Genomic DNA, 25,172 nt, shown 5'->3' with positions numbered 1-25,172 from the left:
TCATCACATCCGCTGACGCCGGCGTGTTGAAACTGCCTCCGTTCCTCTCTCTTCCTCAAGGAAACTCCCATGTCCACGCTCTCCAAACTGCTGCTCCCGCTGGCCCTGGCCGCCGCCATCAGCGCCTGCTCCAAGCCGGCCGAACAGGCCGCCCCGGCCGCGACTCCGACGGAAACCGCCGCGCCGGCCGAAGCCGCTGCCCCGGAAGTGGCGGCCATCCAGGTCGCGTCGGGTACCTACAAGCTCGATCCGAGCCATACCGATGTGCTGGTGCAGTGGAACCACATGGGCTTCTCCAACCCGACCGCACACTTCGGCAATGCCGACGGCACCCTGGTGTACGACGCCGCCGACGTGAGCAAGTCGACCGTGGAAGTCACCCTGCCGCTGTCGGGCCTGAACAGCTTCACCGCCAAGTTCGACGAGCACCTGCGCAGCGCCGATTTCTTCGACGCCGCCAAGTTCCCGACCGCCACGTTCAAGAGCAGCAAGGTGGAGGCGGCCGGCACCAACAAGCTGACCGTGACCGGTGACCTGACCATCAAGGGCGTCACCAAGCCGGTGGTGCTGGACGTGACCGTCAACGGTGCCGGCGAGCACCCGATGATGAAGGTGCCGTCGGTCGGCTTTGATGCCACCACCACCCTCAAGCGCAGCGACTTCGGCGTGGGCGCCTACGCCCCGGCCGTCAGCGATGAGGTCAAGGTCCGCATCACCACCGAGGCCAGCCAGGCCAAGGCCGAAGAAGCCAAGGCTGAAGAAGCCAAGGCTGAAGAAGCCAAGGCCCAGTAACCGGGGCGGGTTGACCGCTGCGCCCAGCGGCTGCAACAAGAAGGCCCGCCAGTGATGGCGGGCCTTCTGTTTTCATGCACCACCGCAAAGCTGTGCGGTTACTCGCAGCGCACCGCGGTGATGACGTTGTTGGCATCGACGAACACGCGCAGGCGGTCTTTGCGGATGTCGCGGGTGGTGATGCTGGCCGGGCCGATCGGATTGACCAGCCCGGCGCCGCTTTCGCGCTTGAGCCGGCGGATGGTCGGCTCGTCGTTGACCTTGCCCACGGCCCACTGCAGCGTGGCATCCCGGCACAGCCCGAAGTCGGGGTCGGCAGCGGCAGGCGGCGCGCTCTGGCAGGCGGCCAGGCCCACGGCCAGCAGCAGGGCGAACGCCGGCAGGCGCAGTGTCGGGGAGGCGGCGGAAAATTCGGACATGGGATCGATCACATCGGCGGCCGGGCGTGGCTGCGCCGAGCATAGCAGCGGCGCAGCTGCTGCAAGGTGCTGCCAACGGTGTTCTCGGGCTGCCGGGGAGTGTTGCTAGGATCTGTCCGTCTGCTGTCAACACAACGGTCAAAAAAGGGAGTCTCTGTCCATGAAGTCAGTCAAGCGATCCCTCGTGGCAGCCTGTGCCACGCTCGTTGTCGGCGTGCTGGGCATGGCGCCCCCCGCAACGGCCTGCACCCGCTTCGTCTACCACGGTGCCGGCGATGAGGTCTTCACCGGCCGGTCGATGGACTACAAGGTCGATACCGGCACCCATCTGTGGATGTTTCCGCGCGGCATGCAGCGCAACGGCGAGACCGGCGCCAATACGCTCACGTGGACCTCGCGCCACGGCAGCGTCATCGCCAGCGCCTACGACTTCGCCACCACCGACGGCATGAACGAGGCGGGCCTGGTCGCCAACCTGCTGTGGCTGGCCGAATCCGAATACCCCGCGCGCGACAGCGGCAAGCCCGGCCTGAGCATCTCGGTGTGGACCCAGTACATGCTCGACAACTTCGCCACCGTGGAAGAAGCGGTCAAGGCGCTGGCCGACGAGCCGTTCACCCTGGTCAGCGATGCCGCCCCCGGCGAGCAGCGCCTGGCCACGCTGCACCTGTCACTGTCCGATGCCAGTGGCGACAGCGCCATCATCGAGTACATCAAGGGCAAGCAGGTCATCCACCACAGCCGCGACTACACGGTGATGACCAACTCGCCGGTCTTCGAGCAGCAGCTGGCGCTGGAAAGCTACTGGCGGCAGATCGGCGGTACGGTGATGTTGCCGGGCACCAACCGCGCGGCGGACCGCTTCGCGCGTGCGGCGTTCTATATCGACGCCATTCCCAAATCCACCGATCCGGTGGAATCCACCGCCAGCGTTTTCAGTGTGATCCGCAACGTCTCGGTGCCCTATGGCATCACCACGCCGGACCAGCCCAACATCTCCTCCACGCGCTGGCGCACCGTGGCCGACCAGACCCGCAAGCTGTACTACTTCGAGTCCGCGCTGGCGCCCAACGTGTTCTGGGTGGATCTGAAGAAGATCGATTTCAACGAGCGCACCGGCAAGGTCAGGCGGCTGGATCTGGGGCAGCAGGCACGCACCCTGTATGCCGGCGAGGCCAACGCGCAGTTCAAGGAAACCAAGCCGTTCCGTTTCCTCGGCGTCTGAGCGCCGCTTGCCTACATCGATCGTCTGCCCGGCACGCGGGCAGGCATCACCCGGAGCTCCCATGCACACGCGATTCAACCCCAAGTACCTGCCGGCGTCGCTGGCAATGGTCGTGCTGACGACGGCCGTTGTGCCGCTGGCCCAGGCCGAGACGTCCGGTGATGACCGCTGGCGTTTCCAGGCCACCCCGTATGTGTGGATGAGCGGCATGGAAGGCCAGGTGCGCCCGTTCCGCAGCGCGCCGACGGCCGAGGTGGACAAGTCCTTTTCCGAGCTGATGGACAGCCTGGACGCCGCCGCGTTTATCACCGGCACCGCGCGCCGCGGCAACGTCGTGCTGCAGGCCGATCTCACCCATGCCGCCACCTCCGATTCAACGCCGCTGCCGCTGGGCCTGGCGGCCAACGTCAAGGTGCGACAGACCTCGGCCACGCTGACCGCCGGCTATGCCGTCAGGGCCGATGAGCGTACCGGCATCGATCTGCTGGCCGGCATCCGCTACTGGGATATCAACGCCGCGGTGCAGGTGCCGGGCCTGCTCTCGGCGCGTTCGGATTCGTCGTTCGTCGACCCGATCGCCGGCGTGCGCTGGCGCCAGATGCTCTCGCCGCGCTGGAGCAGCGTGGCCTATGCGGATGTCGGTGGGTTCGGACTGGGCTCGGATGCCACCTGGCAGGTGCTGGCGCTGGCCAACTACCAGGCGACCGAGCAGTGGTTCGTGTCGATGGGTTACCGCCACCAGCGCCTGGACTACCGCGACCAGGGCAAGCGTCTGGACGTGGCCCTGTCCGGACCGATGCTGGGGGTGACCTACCGGTTCGGCGCGGGCCGAAGCGCGCCGCTGTAACGCACGCGCCCCGAAAAGGCGAGGCGCCGCGCACCGCCGTGCAGGCGGTGGCGAGCGCGGCGGCTGTTCCCCGCTGTCCACGCCGCCGCGCGTTCGCGCACGGCCTCCCTCGTGCGTCGCCTCGGGGAGGCGACAGCTGCGATCACTCCGCCTCGTCGGGGTCCGCCTTCCAGTAGCCGGTGGCGCGGATCCATTCCTTGGGCACCTGCAGGTGGCCTTCGATGAACTTGCGCATCATCCGCGCGCGCCGTGATTCGGCGGCGATCCAGTAGAACGCATCGCCATCGGGCTGTTCGAAATCCACCAGCGCGTCCTCCAGCAGGGTGCTGCTGGCCGCAGCGAAGCCGTTGCGTTCGAACCAGTGCACGGTCACCTGCGCATCGCTGTCCAGCGGCTGGCGGTCGGCTTCCTCGGGGATCTCGATGAACACCTCGGCCACGGCGTGTTCGGGCAGCTCCTCCAGCCGCCGGGCGATGGCCGGCAACGCGGTTTCATCGCCGATCAGCACATAACTGTCGAAGTCGTCGGCGATCACATGCGAGCCGCGCGGGCCGGCCACCACCAGCGCATCGCCCGGTTGCGCGCTGGCCGCCCAGTTCGCCGCCGGGCCATCGCCGTGCAGCACGAAATCCAGCACCAGCTCGCCGGCCTGCGCGTCAAAGAAGCGCGGTGTGTAGTCGCGTGCCGGCGAGGGCAGCTGGCCTTCCAGATAGCGCGGGCCGTGCTCGGTCAGCTCCGGCAGCACGAAGGCGCCTTCGGCATTGGGGAAGAACAGCTTGACGTGGTCGTCGGGCGCGGCGCTTTCGAAGCCGGCCAGCGCATCGCCACCGACAATGACGCGTTGCATGTTCGGGGTCAGGCGCTGGCTGTGCAGCACCTGCAGCGGGCGGAACTGGATGGCGCGGCGGACGAGTCGGGATTCATGCAAAGACATGGGGGTACCTGGATTCGGTCAAAGGCGCGGTGCGCCGGGGTGACCTGGCTGGATCGCTCTGGCTGGGTCGTGGGAAGAAAGAGGGCGGTGCGGCTCAGCCGGCATCGTCGCCGTCCTGTGCCGCGTGCCGCACCCGCGCCGTGGCCTGGGCCAGCAGCGCGGTGATGTGGGCCACGTCGGCGTCGCGCCAGCGGCGGTCGTGCAGCATCAGCGCCCGGGTGAGCTGGCCCATCGCCTCGCGCAACGGCGGCGGCAGCTTGGCCTTGGCCATCGTGCGCGCGCTGTGCCGGGCACGCAGCAAGGCGGCCTGCACCTCGGCATCGCGCGCGGCGAGCTGCGCCTGGCCGATCCGGGTGATGTGGTAGCGCTTGCGGCCGCCCTCCTCCTCGACGCTGACCCAGTGCTGCTTCTCAAAGTCGGCCAGCAGCGGATAGACCGAGCCGGCGCTGGGCGTATAGGTGCGCACGAACATCTCGCTGACCTGCTGGATCAGTTCGTAGCCGTGGCGCGGCGCCTGGCCCAGCAGCCACAGCAGCAGCAGGCGCAGGTCACCGCGGCCCAGTGGACGGGCCGTGGCGCGGCTGCGGGTATCGGTGGTCACGGCTTCGGTCTTCATTTCGATATATCGGAAGTGGCAAAGACGATATATCGAAAAGCCCCGGCCGGCAAGCGCCGGCGACGATCCGGCCGGGCAGGTGATACGGGTGCGACCGGGCGATTCCGCTGGCCGGTTTTCTGCTGCATCGCAGCGTGGCTCCCGTTGTCACCTTGCTGACCCGGGCGGCTCGCGGCTTCGGGCCCACATGGCGCTGGTCGCCATGCGACGGCGCTGCGGACGAGGTGTCCTGCCGTGTCTACGTCCGGGGGCCATCGATGTCGCCGGATGTCTTGCGGACAGTAGTGGAATCAACGCCATACGTATGCGTAGCCAGCTTCGTCAGGGGCGCGGTGCGCTACACTTCAGGGCTCAAAATTAAAAACAAGCGCGCGCGTGCGTGCAGTACCTGGGAGCGCCAATGAACTGGTTGAATGAAGTGCTGAACAACGACCCCAACCCGGTGGAAACACAGGAGTGGATCGAGTCGTTGAAGGCCGTTATCGATGTCGAGGGCCCCGAGCGCGCGCATCAGTTGCTGGAAGGCATGGTGGAACTGACCCGTCGTTCGGGCGCGTTCCTGCCGTTCTCTCCCACCACCGAATACGTCAACACCATCGCCCCGCACCTGGAGGCCAAGAGCCCGGGCAACGCGGAGCTGGAATGGCGCATCCGCTCGATCATCCGCTGGAACGCGATGGCCACCGTGGTCCGCGCCAACCGCAAGCCAGGCGATCTGGGCGGCCACATCGCCTCCTTCGCCTCCGGCGCCACGCTCTATGACGTGGGCTTCAACCACTTCTGGCGCGCGCCCAGCGAGAACCACCCGGGCGACCTGCTGTTCATCCAGGGCCACAGCGCCCCGGGCATCTACGCCCGCGCCTTCCTGGAAGGCCGCATCGACGAGCAGCAGCTGGACAAGTTCCGCATGGAAGTCGATGGCGGCGGCCTGTCCTCCTACCCGCACCCGTGGCTGATGCCGGACTTCTGGCAGACCCCGACCGTGTCGATGGGCCTGGGCCCGCTGGCGGCGATCTACCAGGCGCAGTTCATGAAGTACCTAGAGAACCGCGGCCTGATCGAGAAGTCCGACCGCAAGGTGTGGTGCTTCATCGGTGACGGCGAGTCGGACGAGCCGGAAACCCTGGGCGCGATCGCGCTGGCCGGCCGCGAAGGCCTGGACAACCTGATCTTCGTGGTCAACTGCAACCTGCAGCGCCTGGACGGCCCGGTGCGCGGCAACGGCAAGATCATCCAGGAACTGGAAGGCGTGTTCCGTGGCGGCGGCTGGAACGTGATCAAGCTGCTGTGGGGCGGTTACTGGGATGCCCTGCTGGCCAAGGACACCAACGGCGTCCTGAAGAAGCTGATGATGGAAACCGTCGACGGCGAATACCAGAACTGCAAGGCCTTCGGCGGCGCGTATACCCGCGAGCATTTCTTCGGCAAGTACCCGGAGACCGCGGCGATGGTCGCCGGCCTGTCCGACGACGACATCTGGCGCCTGAACCGTGGCGGCCACGATCCGCACAAGGTGTACGCCGCCTACCACCAGGCCGTGAATACCAAGGGCATGCCGACCGTGATCCTGGCCAAGACGGTCAAGGGCTACGGCATGGGCAGCGCCGGCGAGTCGCTCAACCCGACCCACCAGACCAAGAAGCTGGACGACGAGGCGGTCCGCCACTTCCGCGACCGTTTCAACATCCCGGTCACCGACGAGCAGCTCAAGGACGGCCAGGTGCCGTTCTACCACCCGGGCCCGGATTCGCCGGAAGTGAAGTACCTGCAGGAGCGTCGCGCCGCCCTGGGCGGCTACCTGCCGCAGCGCCGGCAGAAGGCCAGCAAGTCCTTCACCGCGCCGAAGCTGGAAACCTACGAGCGCCTGCTCAAGGATTCGGGCGAGCGCAGCTACTCCACCACCATGGCCTTCGTGCAGACGCTCAACATCAGCCTGCGCGACAAGGAGCTGGGCCCGCACCTGGTGCCGATCGTCGCCGACGAAGCGCGCACCTTCGGTATGGAAGGCCTGTTCCGCCAGATCGGCATCTACGCCCCGTACGGCCAGAAGTACAAGCCGGTCGATGCCGACCAGCTGATGTACTACCGCGAAGACCAGTCCGGCCAGGTGCTGCAGCAGGGCATCAGCGAGCCGGGCGCCATCGCCTCGTGGATGGCCGCCGGCACCAGCTACTCGGTCTCCAACGTGCCGATGCTGCCGTTCTACATCTACTACTCGATGTTCGGCTTCCAGCGCGTGGGTGACCTCGCCTGGCAGGCGGCGGACATGCGTACCCGCGGCTTCCTGCTCGGCGGCACCGCCGGCCGCACCACGCTCAACGGCGAAGGCCTGCAGCACGAAGACGGCTTCAGCCACATCGTCGCCGGCGGCATCCCCAACGTGCGCAGCTACGACCCCACCTTCGGTTACGAAGTCACCGTCATCCTCCAGCACGGCACCAAGGCCATGATGGAAGACCAGGTGGACGAGTACTACTACATCACCCTGATGAACGAGAACTACACCCACCCGGGCATGCCCGAGGGTGCAGCCGAGGGCATCATCAAGGGCATGTACCTGCTCACCGACGCCGGCAAGCCGAAGAAGGGCGAGCTGCGCGTGCAGCTGCTGGGCAGCGGCACCATCCTGCGTGAAGCCATCGCCGCGGCCGAGCTGCTGGACAAGGACTTCGGCGTCACCGCCGACATCTGGTCCTGCCCCAGCTTCAACGAACTGCGTCGCGACGGTTTCGACGCCGAGCGCTGGAACCGCCTGCATCCGGAAGCCGAACAGCGCAAGCCGTACGTCACCCAGCTGCTGGAAGGCCGACAGGGCCCGGCTATTGCCGCCACCGACTATGTCCGCGCCTATGCCGACCAGATCCGCGCCTTCGTGCCGATGACCTACTCGGTCCTGGGTACCGACGGCTTCGGCCGCTCCGACACCCGCGCCAACCTGCGCCGTTTCTTCGAAGTGGACCGGTACTACATCGCCCACGCCGCCATCGCCGCCCTGGCGAAGGACGGCAAGATGACCGCCAAGGATGTCGCCCGGGCCATCAAGCAGTACGGGATTGATCCGGAGAAGGCGAACCCTGTGGGGGTTTGATGTCCGGTAAAGCTGAAATGAAAAAGGCGGCCTGATGGCCGCCTTTTTTCTGCGCTAATTAAACTTGACCCCGTTACCGTCTATCGCCCACGCCGGCCATCGCCGCACTGGCGAAGGACGGCAAGATGACCGCCAAGGATGTCGCCCTGGCCATCAAGCAGTACGGGATTGATCCGGAGAAGGCGAACCCTGTGGGGGTTTAAAGAAAAAGGGGAGGCCATAGGCTGCCCCTTTCTTATCGTTGGGACACTGAGCTGGACGTTCGGTGAGGAATCGAAGGCTGGGTTTGTCTCCGAAAGTCCAGCCTCGCACTTTGGGCTCCATCGACAGGAGCCTAGTAGGTGAATTCCGGGCCGGCGTTTCCCGTGGGTTGGAGGGGCACTCTTGCGCTCGAAGCGCCGTATAAGCTAGTCCATCCTCATCCGGTGCGACATAAAAGTGGGGATCTCTGGTGCCCGCTTATATTCAGCGATGACGATCGACACATTGAGAGTTCACCGTCTAGACTATGGCGATGAAACGTCCGACTGTGATCGATCTTTTTTCTGGTGTCGGGGGATTGAGCCTTGGTGCTGCGCGAGCCGGCTTTCGAGTCGCGGGCAGCGTCGAAATTGACCCGATCGCCGCTGCTTACCACGCTCTCAACTTCCCAAGTACGCACCACATTCAACAGGATGTTGGTGACCTTGATGGAAGGGAGCTTCTTAGGGCATGTGGGGTTAAGGAGGGTTCGTTAGGGGGCCTTATTGGTGGCCCGCCCTGCCAAGGCTTTAGCGTGATAGGCAAGAAGAACAGCGGCGATCCGAGGAATCTCCTCTTTGGAAGATTTTTCCAGCTGGTCGCAGAAATGGATCCGGCTTTCTTTGTTGCTGAAAATGTGCTTGGCATTCTTCGCGCTGGCAATGCGAAGATAGTTCAGGATGCACTTGAGTGTCTGCCGTCAAAATATAAGGTGCTGGCGCCAATAAAAATAAAGGCCAGTGACTATGGAGCCCCGACCACACGCACGCGAGTTTTTTTCATTGGATATGATCCATCGAGAGTTGGTAATATCGATGGAACGACCTTCTTAGATGCAACGATAAGTAAGGTCAATGTAAGGGATGCACTTAAAGGGTTGCCGGATGTAAGGGCGGATTGGCAAAGCGAAAGCCAAAGCTGGCGAAAAGTTAAAGCGGTAGGGGACGACGCTTTCGCGGCGCGAATTAAGGGTCATATCCCGGAAGGTGTCGGTGACCCCCAGGCCATTGATCTCGCCTCTCAAAGGATCGTGTCCGGCTTCTTGGGTACTCTGCACGCGCCCGAAACTGTGCTTAGGTTTAGTCAGCTTGCTCCTGGTGAGGTCGACAGGGTTTATAGATCGCCGAGATTGGATTTTAACGGTCTTTGTCCGACGTTGAGGGCAGGAACTAATTCTGACAAAGGAAGCTTTCAGGCGGTCCGCCCGATTCATCCTACGAAGCCCAGAGTAATTACGCCTAGGGAGGCAGCCAGGCTACAAGGATTTCCAGATTGGTTTGTGTTTCATCCCACTAAGTGGCACGCATTTCGTCAAATAGGAAACAGTGTCAGTCCTATAGTCGCAGAGCATGTTCTAGGAAGGATTGCGAATCTAATTTAATGGAGGGGACATGGGTGTCATAGATGCATCGCCGACGAAGGATTTTTTCATATCGATCATCACGCGAGATATATCGCTTCAAGATGCGGTTAAGGATCTCGTGGATAACTGCATCGATGGCGCGAGGCGACTCCGGGGGGAGGGGCCTTACGAGGGGCTCCATATCTCTATCGAGATGGCAAGTGAACACTTCGTGATTGCCGACAATTGCGGCGGTATACCTGTGAGTGTTGCGAGAGATTACGCGTTTAGATTTGGGCGTCCTTTGTCCGCTCCCTCTACACAAGGTTCAATCGGACAATTTGGCGTCGGAATGAAGCGCGCACTCTTCAAGATGGGGAATCATTTTGATATCTCATCTAAATCTGAAGACTCAGAGTTTACCCTCAGCGTAAACGTTCACGAGTGGAGGTCCAAGAAAGACTCTGAAGGAAAGGAAGACTGGACTTTTGATTTTTCTTCTGTAGCTGAAGGTCAAAGTCGGGGTTCAGAGGAGTGCGAAACCGTCTTGGAAGTTAGTGATATTCATCCAGCAATCAAGCTGGAGCTGGGGTCGGAGCGTTTTAAATCGGCATTGATTCGCGGAATTCAAGAAGCCCATGCGCGGAGTCTAGATGCCGGACTCGAAGTGACCGTAAATAGCCATCAACTTAGGCATCGCGTTGCTGATCTCCTTTCGAGTGCGCAATTAAGGCCCATTAAAATCGTCGAGGACTTTGCGGCCCGGCCGGATGACGGTATTAGAAGTTCCGTCAAACTTACCTTGTATGCCGGAATATCAGAATCGAATCTGGAGGACGCCGGTTGGTACGTAATCTGCAATGGCAGGCAAATCGTCAGGGCTGATAAGACGGCCCTGACTGGATGGGGGTCGGAAATTGAGGGGGGAGTGGCCACGCCCAAGGCTCATGGACAGTTTGCTCGCTTTAGGGGCTATGTATTCTTTGAAAGCGATGATGCTCAGTCTTTGCCATGGAACACGCAGAAAAGTGGCGTAGATACAGACAGCCTTGTGTATCAATATGCCAAAGGCGAGATGGTGGCGGCGCTGCGCCAAGTGGTTGATTTTCTCAACGCACTCGATGCGGAGATGGACACCGATAGTGATCATCTGGAGACCCTGGTTAAAAAGGCTTCGCCGGCAAAGCTTTCGATTTTGCCGTTGTCGCGTTCATTTACCTACCCTGCTCAGACGGTTGGTGTCGTGCCGAAGACAGTCAAGGTACAATTTGATCGAGCGTTAGAGGATGTGGAATGGGCGAAGGAGTACTTCGGAGTTAAAACTGCCCGGCGAGTAGGGGAGCTTTGCTTCGAATACGTATGGGAAAGGGAGCATTGAGATGGCAGGGAGCTATTCCAGGATTGACTATCGTGTTCGGCCCGCGAAAAGCATCGAAAGGAAGATGCTCGTCGAATCATTTCGCTCCTTAAAATCATTTGGTTCTGTGGAGCATTATCGCTACATAGGGTTGGGCTCCGTTTATTTTAGTGACTTTTCATTGGTGCATAGATCTCTGGGTGTTGAGGAGATGATTAGCATCGAGAACGCCACAGATTCTACGGTCCAATCCAGATTTCGCCTTAATGTGCCTTACGGTAACGTGCGGATGATGTTCGGCACATCGACCGCGGTTCTTCAGAAACTTTCTTGGGATCAGCCGACTATATGCTGGTTGGACTATGATGGTGCGCTGGTAAAATCATGTCTTGATGATGTGGAATACTTTTCGAGAAATGCTTCATCTGGCTCTGTAATAGTTTTAAGCTTTAATGCCGGAAATATTGGTGGGGGCGAAGGTGTTAAGCCGCTGGAGGCTCTACAGGCGGCGGTAGGTAAGGATAATGTTCCGGCTGACGTCGAGAGTAGGGGGCTGTCTGGCTGGGGTGTGGGTGATATATATCGCCGTATTGTGTTTGAAGCTATTAAGTCAGCGCTCAAGGCTAGGTCCGCGAAAGGCGGGGCGTGGTCAGAATTTGAATTTAAGCCAATATATTATTTTAGGTATGCTGATGGGGTGAAGATGATTACAATTGGTGGGGTGCTGGTTAGTGCGTCCCATGCGGGAAATTATCAGGCGTGTAACTTCGAGCAATTCGATTTCTGTCGCTTCGATGATTCAGCCTATCTTATAGATCCCCCGCTCTTGACCTACGCGGAAATGCGTCAGATTGACGTGGATAGAACTAAGGTGGCTTGCGGTTTGCCGTTGCCTACCTCGGACATCGAGAAATACAGCCAGTTCTATCGATACTTTCCTCGGTTTGTTGAGGCAGAAATCAGCTAGCGCCGTAGGATATTCGATTTTCAGCTTTTGCTTTTGCACTTGACCTTCACCCCGTAGAGCATGGCCAATGGCCGGCGCGGATACCCGCAGGGCGACGCGCAGGAGCGCGTCGTTTTTCGCCGGTACACGGATGTGCCGTCGAAAAATGCGCCGGGCAGTGGCGAACCCGCGCAACGCGCGGGCATGCGTCCCGGGTGTGTTTCTTTTGGTTACTTTTCTTTGCACAAGCAAAGAAAAGTGACTCGCGCACCGCAGGTGCACGAAAGCTCTTGATCTTTCAAAAAGAATCGCCTCGAGGGTTCCAAGGCCCGCGGGCTGACTGAGTATCAACGATCCAGCCTGCTTGCTGTAAAAAGTGCTCCCAGCACTTGCCGGTACCTTGTCAGTTTCGGCGCCTCGGGGCCTCACCGGACCTGAATATGACGGTGCCCGATTCGATTCCAATGGCGAACGATGTGCCGAGCAGCGCGCACTGCCAGAACCAATCGCTTCCTATCTTTCCACCGGACATGAATGCCAGGATCGTAATCAGTGCGAGCGCGTGGAGCAGTACGCGTGAAGTCCGTCCATACCTGTCCCAATCCTCGCGGCGTGCGTGACCGAAGTGCTTGAATCCGTTTTCGCGGAACATCTTGAATTGGTAATAGAAACCCAGCACTTCAAAGACCAATCCGCGTTTGGCACCGGGCAGCGTCAGTCCCCACATGCAAATCATTGCTCCGACATACAGGATGGGCGGCAGCCAGGTGCCGCCGTCGATCGCACCGTACGCGATGCTGATCGGTACCATTGCCACAACATGTAGGAACAGGATCAGTTTTCCCGAAAGCCGGTAACGCATTCCATCGCCCTCCGCCGTACGCCGCATCGAGCCTATCGCATCTGGCTCATGGGAAATAAGCGCCTCGAAAACGATGAGGCAGTGTCGGTTTTGCGGAAGCGGCGCTCACGCTAACGGCTCTGTAGTCCTTTTCCTACCGCGCAACGCGTGTTCCACCGACTGACGTGGGCTGTGGCACGGGCGCAACGTCGCCGTGCTCCGCCCGCCGTGGTGATGCAATGTCACCGGCGATGGCGGGGCACGGACCCCGGACGTGCCGGGTTGGATACGCATAAGCAAGGAGCAGGCTGTGACCCAGAATGTGGTTTCCCTCGTCCTCAGCGACGCGCAGGTGGCCGCCGCCACCACCGGTTTGAAGCAGATTGAAAGTGCGTTGCCCGGGCTGATTTCCCTGCCGGCCGAGGACGCGCGCGGGCTGGTGTTCATGGGCGAGCGCTCCGGCCCGTTCGTGCGCCGCACCCTGCGTGTGGTGGAGGAACACCCGCACGTGGTGCCGGCCAGCTTGGATATTCCCGCCGCGCAGGCCGACCTGCTCGCCTACGACCAGCTGGTGCCGCTGCTCGAACGCCTGCAATACCTCACCAGCCGCGTGCAGGACACCGTCAACGCACTGGGCAGCGACCTGATGAGCACCGCGCTGGACGCCTACGGCCATATCAAGGTCTCCGGCAACGACCATGGCCTGGAAGACCTGCGCCGCCAGCTGGGCAGCCGCTTCCGCGGCACCCGCACCGCCGCCCCAGCAGTTCAGGCCGAGGTAGCCGGCGCCGGCTGACCCGCCGCAGCGATCCCTCCGACAACGCCGGCCCCGTGCCGGCGTTGTCGTTTGTGCCGCTGCTACCGGCCATCCCTTACCGCCCGGCGCGCCATGGGCGCCATTGCATCCGTTTTCAGGACAATCGACCAAAAATCGGTCGGCGCCGAACGAAAATCGCTCGACTGCGACCGAAAAATGGTCGACGTCGACCATAAATCGGTCGTGCACGAGCAAAAAATGGTCGGCGTCGACCGGAAATCGCTCGCGCGCGACCAATAAATGGTCGGCATCGACCATAAATCGCTCGGCATCGACCATAAATCGCTCGGCGTCGACCGAAAAATGGTCGCGCACGAGCAGAAATCGGTCGGCATCGGCCGAAAACCGGTCACCGCCGCGTGGAAAACGCCTGCCTGCGCCCCCACAATCGCCCGGCGCCCTCCGTCAAAGCGTCACAGCCGTCGCAAAACCGCCGACGCCTGGCCGCGCAGCGCCCCTTCTATACCGATGAAGCCACTTCCGGGGCGCACGGACAACCGATGCACCGCACGGCACCGTGCGCAAGCGGCGGCCATTGCGCCTTTGTCTCACCAGTAAGGACCGCAGGGCAGGTTGGCTTCAGCAACCCTGCAAGACAGGGCGAGCGCCGGGTTCACGCTCTGGCGCCTCTCTGCGGCGGACGGCCAGGAGCAGCGGGAGCCGCTGGGGCCGTCCACCCTGCGCCTGTTTCCCGTCGTGTCGAACCTGAGGGTTTGCCCGACTGTCAGAGATCGAAACCCAGCAGGTCGTGACCGCTGGCGTGGCGGACGATGCGCCGGTAGAGCAGGTTGCCGCTGCCGCCATTGGTCAGCAGCACGATCGCGCGTTGCCGCGCGGCATCGCCCAGCGCGAAGTTCTTCAAGATGTCGGCGTTGCTGCCGGCGTGATAGAACACCGGCCCGCTGCGCGTGTCTTCCAGGTTCCAGCCCAATCCCTTGTCGGTCCAGCGGCCGGGCAGGACCAGTTGCGGCGTGAGCATCGCCTGGCGGGTGGTTTCCCTGATCTCCCACGCGGCCCGCGTTGTACGCGGCATCATCAAGGTCATGAAGGTGGCGTAGTCGCGCAGCGTCGTGCGCAGGCTGGCGGCGGCATTGGCCATGATGTCGCCCTGCCACTGCACCAGCCCGGGCGGCGCGCTGGCCAGCACGTCGGGCAGGGCGCGCACCGCATCGTTGTACTTCCACGCCGACAGCGGCTTGCTCCAGCGTTCGGCGACCGGCTGCGCCGCGCTCCATTGCTCGCGCAGCAACTGCCGGGGCATGCCGGTGCCGGGCCGGTCATGGGCGCGGTGGCCGTAGACCGAGCGCGCGGCGAGAGCGGCATCCCAGCCGTAGCTGCTGGCGGTCATGCCGGCCGGTCCGAACAGGCGCGCCTGCATCGATTCGTCCAGGCTTTCCCCGGTCAGCGTCTCCACCACCAGTTGCAGCCAGAAGAACGCCTCGCCCGAGTAGCCGATGCGCGTGCCCGGCTTGAAGGCGGGTGTCAGTGTTTGCTGCGCCGGCCGTGTGCGCCAGTTGGGCAGGCCGCTGGAGTGGCGCAGCACATCGCGCGCGGTGATCAGCGCGACCCACGGCGAATCGGACAGATAGTCCGGCCGGCGGTACTGCACCAGCGGCCGGTCGAGATCGATCAGCCCCTGATCGGACAGCTGCAGCACCAGATAGGCGAATACCGGCTTGCTGAGCGAGGCGTTCTCGAACAGGGTCTCGGCGGTGACCGGCGCCTGCGTCAGGGCATGGGTCACGCCCAGCGTGCGGCTCCAGACCGGTTTGCCCCCTTCGATAACGGCAATGCCGAGCCCGGGCACCGCGAACGCGGCCATCAGGCGCGGCAGCGCCGCCAGGAACTCATCGGAAGGAATCCACGGCCCCGTGTCGGCCCGGCACTGCGCGCCGGCGGCCAGCGGCGCCGCGCCGATTGCCGCCAGTGAGCCGGCCCCCAGCGCGAGGAAGCGGCGACGGTCCAGACGGAGAGGCGCACGAGTAGGCATCACCGCATTGGATAGGCTGGGGGAAGGGCTGGCAAGCGGCTGCCCGGCGCCACTCAGCTATCAGGGCCAGGTGGGAGGAACTGGAGTCCGACCCCGGTTCTCACCTGCTCCCTTGTCCGTTGCTCTCGACGGCAGGGCGTGCGCGTGGCGCGGCCTATCGGAATAAGGCTGATGCGAGAGTCGGAACTGGACCGTGACCCCGGTCCCGGTCGCCCGGGTTCTACCCGCCGTTGTCGCCCTGACGATGGACAGGTGAAGATACGCACTGGTTTCCAGAGTGCCCCACCCATGCCACACGCCTCCGCTCGGCGGAAATGGATCATCGCCGGTGCCGTCGTGCTGGCGCTGGCCGTGCTGTATTGGGGCAGTGTCCGCTGGCGCGGTCCGCTGCTGCCGGGCTACGTGGTGAGCGCCGGTCCGCTGGTGCAGAACGTGGTCGCTACCGGTCGCGTCGCGGCGCTGTCCCGGGTGGAAGTGGGGACCGAGATCTCCGGTCTGGTGCTGGAGCGCCGGGTGATGGACGGCGACCGGGTCGCACCGGGCGACGTGCTGGTGGTGCTGCGCGCCGCCGACCTGGAAGCGCGCCGCGACGAGGCACGCGCGGCGCTGGCGGCGCTGCGCCAGGCCGAGCGACCCGACGCCCAGGCGCGGTTGCGCCAGGCCCGCGCGGACCTGGCCCAGGCCGAGCGCGAGGCCGCCCGCCGCGCCGCGCTGGGCCAGCGGCAGCTGGTGTCGCGCGAGAGCGTGGAGCAGGCGCGGCAGGCGGTGGTCGCCGCACGCGCGGTGGCCGATCAGGCGCAGGTGGCGGTTGAAGCGGTGACCGGCGGTGCGCGCGAAGCCCAGGCGGTTGAACGCCTGCGCGCGGCCGACGCCGAGCTGGAGCGCGCGGTCATCCGGGCGACCGTCGCCGGCACCGTGCTGACCCGCCAGGTGGAGCCCGGCGATACGGTCAGTGCCGGGAAGGTGCTGCTGGAGATCGCCCGCGATGCGCCCGGCGAAATCCTGCTGCCGCTGGACGAGAAGAACCTGGCCCTGCTCGAGGTCGGGCAGCCGGCGACCTGCGTGGCCGACGCCTGGCCCGGCCGCCCGTTTGCCGCCACCGTGTACCACATCGCCCCGTCGATCGACCCGGCGCGTGGCACGGTCGATGTGCGGCTTCGCATCGATCCGCCGGTCGACTTCGTGCGTCAGGACATGACCGTCACCGCGACCCTGCTCACCGGCCAGCGCCCGCGTGCCCTGGCCGTGCCCAACGACGCGCTGATCGCTGCCGATCCGGGCTCGGACCGCGCGCAGATCCTGCGCGTGCGCGATGGTCGCGCAGTGCCCGTGGCGGTGCGCCTGGGGCTGCGCGGGCTGGCGATGACCGAGATCGTCGAGGGCCTGGAGGAAGGCGACGAGATCGTGGCGGCGGGCGCCCTGGGTGTCACCGGGCGTCCGGCCGACGGTGCCCGCGTGCGCCTGCGCCTGCAGCCGCCGCCGGTGGCGCAAACGGCCGTCGCGGCCGATGCCGGCGACGCCGGCTGAGCCATGTGGATCGAGTTCACCATCGCGATGCGCTTTCTGCGGCAGGGCCGGGCGCAGTCGCTGCTGATCCTGTTCGGTATCGCGGTGGGCGTGTCGGTGATCGTGTTCGTCACCGCGCTGATCGCCGGTCTGCAGCAGAACCTGATTGAACGCACGCTCGGTACCCAGGCGCATGTCCGGGTGGAGGCGCCGCGCGAGGTCAACCAGATCGTGCCGGCGGCACCGGGCACCCTGCAGCTGGTGCTGGAGGAGCCGCGCCCGCAGTCGCTGCGCCCCATCGACAACTGGCAGCAGGTGCTGGAGGTGATCGAGCGTCTGCCCGGGGTCAGCGCGGTCTCGCCGGTGGTGTCCGGTCCGGCGTTCGGGCGTCGCGGCGATGCGACCGCCTCGGTGGCCCTGGTCGGCATCGACCTTCCACGCTACGTGCGGGTGATCCCGTTGCAGGAGAACCTGGTGGAGGGCCGGCTGGAGGTGGGCTCGGGCAACGGGCTGGTCGGCCGCCAGCTGGCCGAGGACCTGGGACTGCGCACCGGTGGCAAGCTGCGCCTGGACGCCGGCGATGGCCGCGAGGCGGTCATCAACGTGGCCGGGATCTTCGAGCTGGGCGTGCGCGAGCTGGATGCGCGCTACGTGTATCTGGATCTGAAACAGGCGCAGTCGCTGCTGGCGCTGCCCGGCGGCATCAGCGTGATCGATGTGACCGTGCAGGACGTGTTCGCCGCCGACCAGACCTCCGCGCGCCTGCGCGGGCTCACCGGGCTCAAGGCCGAGAGCTGGATGGAGAGCAATGCCCAGCTGATGAACGCGCTGACCTCGCAGAGCATGTCCACGCGCATGATCAGTTTCTTCGTGGCCATCTCGGTGGCACTGGGCATCGCCAGCGTGCTGGCGGTGAGCGTGGCCCAGCGCACCCGCGAGATCGGCATCCTGCGTGCGATGGGAACGCGCCGGCGGCAGATGCTGCAGGTGTTTCTGATCCAGGGCGCGGTGCTGGGCCTGGTCGGTTCGGCGGTGGGGGCCTTGGCCGGCTGGGGGCTGGTGGGCGCGTTCAACAGCTTCGGGCCGAAACTGTTCACCATCGTGCTGCCGCCGGCGCTGGTTCTGGCGGCGATGGCGCTGGCCACGTTGTCCGGCATGGGCGCGGCGCTGGTGCCGGCCTGGCGCGCATCGCGGCTGGATCCGGTGGAGGCCATCCGCCATGTCTGAGGTCCGCGAGGTGCTGCGCCTGGAGGGGCTGCGCAAGTCCTACAACATGGGCCAGCCCAACGAGGTGGAAGTGCTGCACGGGGTGGACCTGAGGCTGGACAGCGCCGACTTCGCCGCGCTGGTCGGCCCCTCCGGTTCGGGCAAGAGCACGCTGCTGAACATGATCGGCCTGCTGGATTCCCCTACTGGCGGCGAGCTCTATCTGGGCGGCCGGCCCACCCGCACGATGGACGACGAAGCCCGCACCGCGCTGCGCGGCAGCCAGATCGGTTTCGTGTTCCAGTTCCACCACCTGATTGGCGCGTTCACCGCGCTGGAGAACGTGCTGATGCCGGTGCTGGTCGCCCAGGGCCGGCCGTCACGCGAGACGCTGGATATCGCCCGCGGCCTGTTGGCCGACGTGGGCCTGGAGAAGTTCGCCGACCGTCTTCCCGATCAGCTTTCCGGTGGCCAGCAGCAACGCGTGGCCATCGCCCGGGCGCTGATGACCCGTCCCTCCCTGCTGCTGGCCGATGAGCCCACCGGCAACCTGGATACCCGGACCGCGGCGGACGTGTTCCAGTTGCTGCGCCGTTTCAACGAACAGTTCGGCTGCGCGGTGCTGGTGGTGACCCACGACCCGCGCCTGGCGGAAACCTGCGACCGCAAGATCACGCTGGTGGATGGCCGCATCGTCTCCGACGAAGGGATGCGGGGCGACCGGTAAACCCCGCGGGCGGAACACCCGCTCGCCCCATGCGTGGTTCAGGGCGGTTCCGGACCCGGGCGGCGCCAGCCCGGTGGCCTTGGCTTGGCCCTCGCCGGATTCGCGCCGACACCGGACGCCGATGCGGCAGGCAGCAGGCACCGGGTACGCCCATGCCTGCAGCACCGTCTGGATGACGGCGGCCGTGGGGCCGCGTCAGCGGAAGTCGAACAGTTCGTGCGAGAGGTTGGCGTTGGGCACGCCATGGGCGGCCATGATCTTGCGGACCTCCTCGAGCAGGCCGGCCGGGCCGCAGAAGCAGACCTGGAGATGGGAGGGGCCCGCTTCGGCCACCCGCGCGGCGAATTTCTCCTGGAAGGCGGGGGTCTCCACGCCCGCCAGTATCGGCACGTAGTCCACGCCGCGCTGCTGTGCGAGCGGGGCCAACTCTTCGGCGGCGGGAAACGCGCGGCCCGGTGTCTGGAAATTGAACAGGGTGATGCGTTCCAATCCGCGCGCGGCCGGGTCATCCAGCCAGGCCAGGAACGGCGAGATGCCCACGCCGCCGGCGATCCATACCTCGGCGGTCGCCTGCGCCGGCCGCATGAATCGCCCAAACGGCGCGTGTACTTCGGCGGTCATCCCGATGGAAACCTCCCGGACCAGACGCTGCGTGTAATCGCCCAGGGCGCGGATGACGAACTGCACCGGCTCGTCGCGCGTCCCCGCACTGGCGATGGTGAACGGATGGGGCTCGTGCAGCCCGGGCGCACTGAAGGACACAAAGGCGAACTGGCCCGCCCGGTATTCAATGCCGTGGCCCAGCGGCGACAGCACCAGCCGCACCGCGGAAGGGCCGGATACCACGCCGGTGACCTGGTATTCGGCGCGGTTGGATACAAAGGGATAGAGCAACAGTTTGTAGAAGGCGCCGGCGGCACCCAGCGCCGCGGCGATGGTCAGCCAGACACCGGCCGGGGACAGCAGCGCGACCGGTGACTTGAAGCTGAGCCAGTGCAGGACCACGATCAGGAACAGCGGGCCGGACAACTTGTGCCACCAGCGCCAGGTGCGGTACGGAATTTTGCGGTTCAGTGCGAGCAGCACGATCAGCATCAGCGCGATGTAGGACAGCTGCCGTACCAGGCGCGTCACCGGCGCAGGCAGTTCGATGATTGCGGCGGTCTCCCAGCCCGGCATGCCCGCCTTGAATGCCAGGTGCACCGAGGCGAAGACCAGCGCCCAGACCCCCAGCCATTTATGGGTTTCATAGACCCGGTCCAGTCCCCCGAATGCCGACTCCACCACTTTCCAGCGCGCACCCAGCAAGGCGGCGCAGGCCATCATCACCAGCGCCGCCACGCCCGAGGCCAGGCTGACGGCCGCCATGCTGCCGCGGGTTCCCGCCGGCAGATCGACAAAAACCAGCGCAAAACTCAGCGCAGACAATCCGATCAACACGGGGGCGGTCTTCAAGCGCATGGCGGTTGGCCTGTTTGGGGCGCCTATGCCGTTCAGGCGCGTACGCAGTATGGCAGTGACAGGCAGGGGCGGCACAGTGCCGCCGTCAGGCTGTTTGGCCGCATTGACTTCCCTCGACGCGCCGCCGCACACGCCTCAGGCCACGACCGGCATGGACGCGGTAGGTGCAGACAACGCCCCGGTGAGGATTGCGCCTGTCCTCCGCAGCGGGGCCTCTTCGATTCGTCCTTCATCCACGCTTTTTTCCCGTGTCCACCGCACCTGCGGGTAGATCATCGGCAGCCGAGCGGGCTGAAAAAGCAGGAACAGATAGAAACAGGGATCAGAGTGGAGTGACCCGTATTTCGTGAAAGGTTTCCGGTCAGCTGACGCGTATGTGCAGAGCGACAACAATCCGCGCGGCGCCGCATGTCACCACAGCGATGCTGCGCAGCTGCATCAGCAGGGTGACGCACAACGACACCCCACCATTGCCCGAGCCGGATTTACCAGCAACTACGCCCCGATGTCCTGCATGGCGCACTCCAAAGAAGTGGGCGAGATTGCAGCAAGCCGGGCTTCGACCGGCAAGTATCGAAGCCCGGTGCTGCCCGTGGTTTTCAGGCCGTCCTGGCCGCCCTGCTCCATGCCCGCAGGCCGATCACCGCCAGACCGACGAACAGCAGGTACAGCGCGGCGGTGAGGTGGAGCGATTTGAACAAATACATGCCGATGTAGACCACGTCCACCACGATCCACAGCCACCACGCGGCGACATGCCGGCGTGCCTGCCACCACTGCGCGACCAGGCTGAGCGCGGCGAGCATGGCGTCCAGCCACGGCAATGCGGCGTTGGTGAAACTGTGCATCGCCGCACCCAGGGCCAGGCCGAAGGCCAGGCCGATGCCGAGGTCACGCGACCACTGACAGGAGGCCAATGGCGCGATCACGATCCGGCCGTCGTGCTGCAGCTGCCGGCGCCAGGTGAGCCAGCCATACAGCAGGAACCCGGCGAACGCGCCCTGCAGCAGGGCATCGGAGTACAGCCTGACCTGCACGAACACCAGCGCGTACAGGCCGACCGAAACCAGCCCGACCGGCCAGGCCAGCATCCGCCGCTGCGCCATCAGCCATACGCCGAGGACACTGAAGCCTACCGCCGACCATTCCAGCAGCACCGGATTCATAGCGCGAAGCTGACCGACAGGCGGGCCTGACGCGGTGCGCCGGGGAACAGGTAGTAGTCACCGGAACTGCTGCCGGTATCGCGCCAGTAGAAACGGTTGAACAGGTTGTCCACCGACAGGTTCCAGGTCACCGGGCGCGCGTGCAGGCGGTGCTGGAAGCGCAGACCGGCATCGACCACGCTGTAGCCCGGTGCGCGCACGCGGCCATCGGCGGTGGCGACGTTGGCCGAGGCATAGCGCCAGCCGCCGGTGATACCCAGGCCGTCAACGAACGGCAGCGCGTAATCGGCGTGCAGGCTGGCGCGACGCTTCGGGACGTTGATCAGCTGGTGGCCTTCGTAGGCCGGCGTACCGCTGCGACGAGCTTCGGCCTGCAGCACGCTGGCGCTGGCGGTCAGCTGCAGGTGCTCGCTGACGTGCCCGCGCGCAGTCAGTTCCAGACCGGTGTGGGCCTGCTGGCCGCGCTCGCCGAAGGTGTAACCGGCGTCGCTGGCATCGGGCTGCGCGTACTGGAACGGCTGGGTGGTGCGGAACAGCGCCGCGCCCAGCGCCAGCGCATCGGAGGGCGCGAATTTCACGCCGACCTCGGTCTGGCGCGAGCGCACCGCGGGCAGGAATTCGCCGTCGTTGACGGTCCAGAACGGCGCTTCCTGACCCAGCGCGATGCCTTCGACATAGCTGGCGTAGACATTGAGCTGATCGTTCGCGCGCCAGATCAGCGCGCTCTGCGGCAGGAAGCGTGAGAGGCGGCTTTCGCGTTCCAGCGCGCCGCGCTTGTTGCGCGCGGTCTCCTCCAGCCGCACGAAGCGACCGCCGGCTAGCCACTGCCAGTCGGCACCGAGATCCATGCGATCGAGCACGAACAGCGCGTTCTGCCTGCTGTCCAGGCGGCGCACCGAAGGGCCCGGCTGCAGCGGCGAAGGCGCGAACTGCGGTACCTCCGCGTCGTGGATGTTGCCGGTGCCGACGTACTCGTTGACGTTGCGGCGCTTGTCCACGGTGCGGTGGAAGCCGTCCATGCCGAGCGTGAGCTGGTGGCCGATGTTGCCGGTGCTGAAGCGGCCATGCAGTTCGGCGCGCAGCTCCTGGTTGCGGCGGGTGTCGTCCGGGCTGCGGTAGTCGTAGATGTCGTAGTCGCCGTTGGGCGCGAAGAAGTTGCCCGGCACGCTGCCGTCGGCGCATTGCGCGGCGTAGTAGCAGCCATAGGCGAAGGCGACGTTGTCATCGATCACCGTGCGGCTGTGGCTGGCCGACACGCGTGACTGCCAGTTCGGGCTGAAGTCCCAGGTGTGCAGTGCGGTGATGTTGGTGCTGTCGATGCCCACCGGCCGTTGCCAGGCCTGGTAGCCGAGCATGTGCTCCCGGTTCACTTCGCCCGGCAGCGCGCTGGCGCCGAGCAGCTGGTAGGCCGAAGCCGAGCGCTGCGCGCTGGTCTGGTAGTTGGCATCCACCTCGAGCTTGGCGCGTTCGCTGATCCGCCAGTCGGTGGCCAGCGCATAGAAGTTGCGGCGGCCATCGGCGTGCTCGATGTACGAGTTGCTGTCGTCCCAGGCGGCATTGAAGCGCACCCCGAAGCGCGGGCTCAGCCAGTGGCCCACGTCGATGGCGGCGTAGCGGCTGCCTTCGGCATCGGTGGCCAGGGTGAGGTTGCGGACGTCGGTCGGGCGCTTGCCGACGTAGTTGATGATGCCGCCCGGTGCCATCACGCCGGCGGCCAGTCCGGCCTCGCCCTTGAGCACTTCCACCTGCGCGATGTGTTCCAGCGCCAGGCGCTGTTCGCCGGCAATGCTCAGGCCGTTGAAGCGGTAGCCGGTGGCGGTATCCAGCGCGAAGCCGCGGATGGCGATGTTCTGGTAGTAGCCGACCGGCGCGTAGCTGTCGCCGAGCGAGGCATCGTTGTGCGCCAGCTCGGAGAGCGTGCGCACCTGGCGGCTGTCGAGCAGGGCGCGATCAAGCACGCTGACCGCGGCCGGGGTGTTCTTCCAGTCGCCGCCGCCGAAGCTGCCGGACTGGGTGGTCTGCGGTGCGGCGTCCTGTTTGGCCTGCACGCGCACGGCGGCCAGCTCGGTGGGCGAGCGGTCGGCGGCCTCGGTTTCAACGTTGCTGGCGTACAGCGGCAGCGCCGCGCCCATGGCGGCAGTCAACAGCGAGATTCGGTAGCAGCGGTTCATTCGGTTCGTCATCAGCCAGGAGGGGAGACGAAGCGAAGGCGCGCGCACGAACCCCGCCAAAGAGGGGATTCGGGTGCTGCTCAAAGCTCCCTACGCCGGTGCAAACCGGATCAGGTTCCAAGGGACTCTCTCAGCCTGATCACGCCAGGCACCCCCGCTTCAGGGGCGTATTTGACCACAACCGGATGGATTTGGCCCGTGCGCCGGTTCAGGCGGCGGCGCGCAGCGCGGCCAGCAGCGCCTGTCCCGGGTTGCGGGTGAACCACTGTGCGTGGCCGAGCAGGAAGGTGTGCCAGGCGATGTCGGCGTTGGCGGTGGAGCCGGTGGCGCCGTGGAAATACTCCACTTCCGACAGCGCGAAATCGAAGTGGACGATGGGCAGCAGGTCGGCCAGCAGCTGTACGTGCGCCGCGCTCAGCGGGCGGACGCGGCGGTAGCCGTCGAGCAGGGCCAGCGCGATACCGGTATGCACCGCCTGTTCGCCGCGCTCCAGTTCCAGCCACGCCACCGCGTTGCGCTCGATCGCGGTGGCCAGATCGAACAGCGCGCTGGTAGGCGAGGCGAGACCGAAGTCGAGTACCGAGGCCACCCTCGGGGTATTGCCGGTGTCGCGCCACAGCAGGTTGGAGACGTGCCAGTCGTTGTGTGCCCACAGCCGCGGTTCGCGGTGCAGGCGCTCACCCAGCGCGCGGTGCCACGGCAGCACGGTCTGCTGCAGGTCGTGTTGCCACGGTTTGCGCGCCAGATAGTCGGCCAGTGCCGGTCGCTCGACCAGATCGCGCTGCAGTTGCGCGATGGGATCGGCCGCGCGGATCAGGTCATCGCGTGCGACCAGCATGTGCGTACTGCGCTGCGGGGCGTGGTAGCCCGCAGCGGCGTTGTGCAGGATGGCCAGCATCGCGCCGGCGGCCCGCGCGTGTCCGGGATCGAGCGGCGGTGTCCATGACGGTGCGTCGCGGTAGAGGTCCTGACCGGCGGCCAGCGCATGCAGCTCATAGGTCCAGTGGCCATGTTCAATGGCGGTGGCGCCATCGCGATCACCCATTACCTGCACCACCGGTACCCCGGCAGCGGCGAGATGGGCGATGAAGCGGTGTTCCTCGCCCAGGCTGGCCGCGGTGCGGACGCTGTGGTGATGGCGCTTGATGAACACCTGTCCGTGTCGGCCCTCGACAATGGCCGCCGCCGACATCGGCCGCGGGCTGTGCCACAACACCGCACCGGCACCTTCCAGTTGCGGGAAACGCCCGCTCAGCCATGCGATCTCGCGCGCGCTGATCGCAGGCCAGTCGGCCGCCACCTCATCGTTGTTGAGGCCCTGGACGCGGTGATCGGTGTTGTTCATGGGAAGACGCTGGTGAAGTGCAAGGGGGGCGGGAGCAGCAGGGTAGCGCGTGCGTTGCCGAAGGCCACACAGGTGGAGGAAGCGCAGTTGAACCAGGCAACCCCGCGCCAACCGTAAACGCTGTTCCTGGAAATTT

Annotated in this window: 22 protein-coding genes and 1 riboswitch; of the genes, 13 read left to right on the top strand and 9 right to left on the bottom strand. The window is 65.0% G+C overall.

Translation table 11 applies throughout. The features are described 5' to 3' along the window. The first annotated feature begins 69 nt into the window (after positions 1-69). Positions 70-792 (top strand): YceI family protein, encoded by a 723-nt coding sequence (locus ARC78_RS03685; RefSeq protein WP_096144894.1) that lies wholly within the window; start codon positions 70-72, stop codon positions 790-792. Between the two features lie 98 nt (positions 793-890). Here ARC78_RS03685 and ARC78_RS03680 read toward each other — a convergent pair whose 3' ends face one another. Continuing rightward, positions 891-1,211 carry a hypothetical protein gene (locus ARC78_RS03680; RefSeq protein WP_057505774.1) on the bottom strand — a complete coding sequence of 107 codons (321 nt, stop codon included), beginning with the start codon at positions 1,209-1,211 and terminating at the stop codon, positions 891-893. Positions 1,212-1,371: 160 nt separating this feature from the next. Between ARC78_RS03680 and ARC78_RS03675 the strand changes: the two genes are divergently transcribed. Next, entirely contained in the window at positions 1,372-2,436 is a 1,065-nt protein-coding gene (locus ARC78_RS03675; protein WP_054660538.1) for a linear amide C-N hydrolase, read from the top strand. Between the two features lie 61 nt (positions 2,437-2,497). Then, positions 2,498-3,283 (top strand): porin family protein, encoded by a 786-nt coding sequence (locus ARC78_RS03670; RefSeq protein ID WP_054660540.1) that lies wholly within the window; start codon positions 2,498-2,500, stop codon positions 3,281-3,283. Positions 3,284-3,425: 142 nt separating this feature from the next. On the opposite strand, the gene ARC78_RS03665 is transcribed toward ARC78_RS03670, so the two are convergent. Together ARC78_RS03665 and ARC78_RS03660 are read right to left on the bottom strand one after the other, a co-directional pair. Then, the gene (locus ARC78_RS03665; protein WP_057505758.1) at positions 3,426-4,217 is read right to left on the bottom strand and encodes a siderophore-interacting protein; all 792 of its coding nucleotides are present in this window, start codon (positions 4,215-4,217) and stop codon (positions 3,426-3,428) included. 94 nt (positions 4,218-4,311) lie between these two features. Further along, positions 4,312-4,833: a PadR family transcriptional regulator gene (locus tag ARC78_RS03660; RefSeq protein ID WP_057505757.1), complete on the bottom strand. Its 522-nt coding sequence runs from the start codon at positions 4,831-4,833 to the stop codon at positions 4,312-4,314. Between the two features lie 400 nt (positions 4,834-5,233). Here ARC78_RS03660 and aceE point away from each other — a divergent pair, with 400 nt between their 5' ends. The 4 genes from aceE to ARC78_RS16525 all read left to right on the top strand — a co-directional run bounded on the left by aceE (position 5,234) and on the right by ARC78_RS16525 (position 11,827). Further along, the gene (gene aceE, locus ARC78_RS03655) at positions 5,234-7,921 is read left to right on the top strand and encodes a pyruvate dehydrogenase (acetyl-transferring), homodimeric type (protein WP_054658645.1); all 2,688 of its coding nucleotides are present in this window, start codon (positions 5,234-5,236) and stop codon (positions 7,919-7,921) included. A 514-nt stretch (positions 7,922-8,435) separates the two neighbouring features. Next, on the top strand, positions 8,436-9,542 hold the full coding sequence (locus ARC78_RS16245) for a DNA cytosine methyltransferase (protein ID WP_083468451.1): 1,107 nt from the start codon (positions 8,436-8,438) through the stop codon (positions 9,540-9,542). Positions 9,543-9,552: 10 nt separating this feature from the next. Beyond that, positions 9,553-10,881, top strand: coding sequence for an ATP-binding protein (locus tag ARC78_RS16240; RefSeq protein WP_083468450.1), 1,329 nt, complete (start codon positions 9,553-9,555; stop codon positions 10,879-10,881). Position 10,882: 1 nt separating this feature from the next. Beyond that, complete coding sequence (locus ARC78_RS16525) at positions 10,883-11,827, top strand: O-methyltransferase (RefSeq protein ID WP_338062219.1); 945 nt, start codon at positions 10,883-10,885, stop codon at positions 11,825-11,827. A 382-nt stretch (positions 11,828-12,209) separates the two neighbouring features. On the opposite strand, the gene ARC78_RS03640 is transcribed toward ARC78_RS16525, so the two are convergent. Beyond that, positions 12,210-12,668 (bottom strand): hypothetical protein, encoded by a 459-nt coding sequence (locus tag ARC78_RS03640; protein WP_054658651.1) that lies wholly within the window; start codon positions 12,666-12,668, stop codon positions 12,210-12,212. A 289-nt stretch (positions 12,669-12,957) separates the two neighbouring features. Between ARC78_RS03640 and ARC78_RS03635 the strand changes: the two genes are divergently transcribed. From ARC78_RS03635 to ARC78_RS16520, 3 genes are all read left to right on the top strand, one after another. Next, entirely contained in the window at positions 12,958-13,443 is a 486-nt protein-coding gene (locus ARC78_RS03635; protein ID WP_057505755.1) for a hypothetical protein, read from the top strand. 93 nt (positions 13,444-13,536) lie between these two features. Next, positions 13,537-13,704, top strand: coding sequence for a hypothetical protein (locus ARC78_RS16745; RefSeq protein ID WP_157723016.1), 168 nt, complete (start codon positions 13,537-13,539; stop codon positions 13,702-13,704). Continuing rightward, positions 13,705-14,022 (top strand): hypothetical protein, encoded by a 318-nt coding sequence (locus ARC78_RS16520; protein WP_145974269.1) that lies wholly within the window; start codon positions 13,705-13,707, stop codon positions 14,020-14,022. A gap of 166 nt (positions 14,023-14,188) precedes the next feature. Here the strand turns inward: ARC78_RS16520 and ARC78_RS03630 are convergent, their stop codons facing one another. After that, the gene (locus ARC78_RS03630) at positions 14,189-15,454 is read right to left on the bottom strand and encodes a serine hydrolase domain-containing protein (protein ID WP_057505754.1); all 1,266 of its coding nucleotides are present in this window, start codon (positions 15,452-15,454) and stop codon (positions 14,189-14,191) included. Positions 15,455-15,742: 288 nt separating this feature from the next. Here ARC78_RS03630 and ARC78_RS03625 point away from each other — a divergent pair, with 288 nt between their 5' ends. The 3 genes from ARC78_RS03625 to ARC78_RS03615 are packed head-to-tail and all read left to right on the top strand — an operon-like array spanning position 15,743 to position 18,893. Continuing rightward, positions 15,743-16,981 carry an efflux RND transporter periplasmic adaptor subunit gene (locus ARC78_RS03625; protein ID WP_057505753.1) on the top strand — a complete coding sequence of 413 codons (1,239 nt, stop codon included), beginning with the start codon at positions 15,743-15,745 and terminating at the stop codon, positions 16,979-16,981. A gap of 3 nt (positions 16,982-16,984) precedes the next feature. Beyond that, a complete protein-coding gene (locus ARC78_RS03620) occupies positions 16,985-18,187 on the top strand; it encodes an ABC transporter permease (protein WP_057505752.1) in 1,203 nt (400 codons plus the stop codon). Then, the gene (locus ARC78_RS03615) at positions 18,180-18,893 is read left to right on the top strand and encodes an ABC transporter ATP-binding protein (RefSeq protein ID WP_054657900.1); all 714 of its coding nucleotides are present in this window, start codon (positions 18,180-18,182) and stop codon (positions 18,891-18,893) included. The genes ARC78_RS03620 and ARC78_RS03615 overlap by 8 nt, the downstream gene beginning before the upstream one ends. Positions 18,894-19,088: 195 nt before the next feature. Here the strand turns inward: ARC78_RS03615 and ARC78_RS03610 are convergent, their stop codons facing one another. From ARC78_RS03610 to ARC78_RS03595, 4 genes are all read right to left on the bottom strand, one after another. After that, positions 19,089-20,333, bottom strand: coding sequence for a ferredoxin reductase family protein (locus ARC78_RS03610; protein WP_241772651.1), 1,245 nt, complete (start codon positions 20,331-20,333; stop codon positions 19,089-19,091). Positions 20,334-20,953: 620 nt separating this feature from the next. Beyond that, positions 20,954-21,520, bottom strand: coding sequence for a nicotinamide riboside transporter PnuC (pnuC, locus tag ARC78_RS03605; protein WP_054657902.1), 567 nt, complete (start codon positions 21,518-21,520; stop codon positions 20,954-20,956). Then, on the bottom strand, positions 21,517-23,691 hold the full coding sequence (locus ARC78_RS03600) for a TonB-dependent siderophore receptor (protein ID WP_054657904.1): 2,175 nt from the start codon (positions 23,689-23,691) through the stop codon (positions 21,517-21,519). Before ARC78_RS03600 ends, pnuC begins: the two co-directional genes overlap by 4 nt. 70 nt (positions 23,692-23,761) lie before the next feature. Beyond that, positions 23,762-23,857, bottom strand: a riboswitch (TPP riboswitch). A gap of 42 nt (positions 23,858-23,899) precedes the next feature. After that, positions 23,900-25,036 (bottom strand): phosphotransferase enzyme family protein, encoded by a 1,137-nt coding sequence (locus tag ARC78_RS03595; protein ID WP_054657906.1) that lies wholly within the window; start codon positions 25,034-25,036, stop codon positions 23,900-23,902. Positions 25,037-25,172 lie beyond the last annotated feature (136 nt).

This window comes from Stenotrophomonas pictorum JCM 9942, from assembly GCF_001431585.1.
Lineage (GTDB): Bacteria > Pseudomonadota > Gammaproteobacteria > Xanthomonadales > Xanthomonadaceae > Stenotrophomonas > Stenotrophomonas pictorum.
This window is presented reverse-complemented; position numbering and strand designations above follow the sequence as displayed.

Bases quoted from the DNA above. Each gene is read 5' to 3' on its own strand.
- ARC78_RS03685 (WP_096144894.1), top strand. From the start codon at position 70: ATGTCCACGCTCTCCAAACTGCTGCTCCCGCTGGCCCTGGCCGCCGCC.
- ARC78_RS03680 (WP_057505774.1), bottom strand. From the start codon at position 1,211: ATGTCCGAATTTTCCGCCGCCTCCCCGACACTGCGCCTGCCGGCGTTC.
- ARC78_RS03675 (WP_054660538.1), top strand. From the start codon at position 1,372: ATGAAGTCAGTCAAGCGATCCCTCGTGGCAGCCTGTGCCACGCTCGTT.
- ARC78_RS03670 (WP_054660540.1), top strand. From the start codon at position 2,498: ATGCACACGCGATTCAACCCCAAGTACCTGCCGGCGTCGCTGGCAATG.
- ARC78_RS03665 (WP_057505758.1), bottom strand. From the start codon at position 4,217: ATGTCTTTGCATGAATCCCGACTCGTCCGCCGCGCCATCCAGTTCCGC.
- ARC78_RS03660 (WP_057505757.1), bottom strand. From the start codon at position 4,833: ATGAAGACCGAAGCCGTGACCACCGATACCCGCAGCCGCGCCACGGCC.
- aceE (WP_054658645.1), top strand. From the start codon at position 5,234: ATGAACTGGTTGAATGAAGTGCTGAACAACGACCCCAACCCGGTGGAA.
- ARC78_RS16245 (WP_083468451.1), top strand. From the start codon at position 8,436: ATGAAACGTCCGACTGTGATCGATCTTTTTTCTGGTGTCGGGGGATTG.
- ARC78_RS16240 (WP_083468450.1), top strand. From the start codon at position 9,553: ATGGGTGTCATAGATGCATCGCCGACGAAGGATTTTTTCATATCGATC.
- ARC78_RS16525 (WP_338062219.1), top strand. From the start codon at position 10,883: ATGGCAGGGAGCTATTCCAGGATTGACTATCGTGTTCGGCCCGCGAAA.
- ARC78_RS03640 (WP_054658651.1), bottom strand. From the start codon at position 12,668: ATGCGTTACCGGCTTTCGGGAAAACTGATCCTGTTCCTACATGTTGTG.
- ARC78_RS16745 (WP_157723016.1), top strand. From the start codon at position 13,537: ATGGGCGCCATTGCATCCGTTTTCAGGACAATCGACCAAAAATCGGTC.
- ARC78_RS16520 (WP_145974269.1), top strand. From the start codon at position 13,705: ATGGTCGGCATCGACCATAAATCGCTCGGCATCGACCATAAATCGCTC.
- ARC78_RS03630 (WP_057505754.1), bottom strand. From the start codon at position 15,454: ATGCCTACTCGTGCGCCTCTCCGTCTGGACCGTCGCCGCTTCCTCGCG.
- ARC78_RS03625 (WP_057505753.1), top strand. From the start codon at position 15,743: ATGCCACACGCCTCCGCTCGGCGGAAATGGATCATCGCCGGTGCCGTC.
- ARC78_RS03620 (WP_057505752.1), top strand. From the start codon at position 16,985: ATGTGGATCGAGTTCACCATCGCGATGCGCTTTCTGCGGCAGGGCCGG.
- ARC78_RS03615 (WP_054657900.1), top strand. From the start codon at position 18,180: ATGTCTGAGGTCCGCGAGGTGCTGCGCCTGGAGGGGCTGCGCAAGTCC.
- pnuC (WP_054657902.1), bottom strand. From the start codon at position 21,520: ATGAATCCGGTGCTGCTGGAATGGTCGGCGGTAGGCTTCAGTGTCCTC.
- ARC78_RS03600 (WP_054657904.1), bottom strand. From the start codon at position 23,691: ATGAACCGCTGCTACCGAATCTCGCTGTTGACTGCCGCCATGGGCGCG.
- ARC78_RS03595 (WP_054657906.1), bottom strand. From the start codon at position 25,036: ATGAACAACACCGATCACCGCGTCCAGGGCCTCAACAACGATGAGGTG.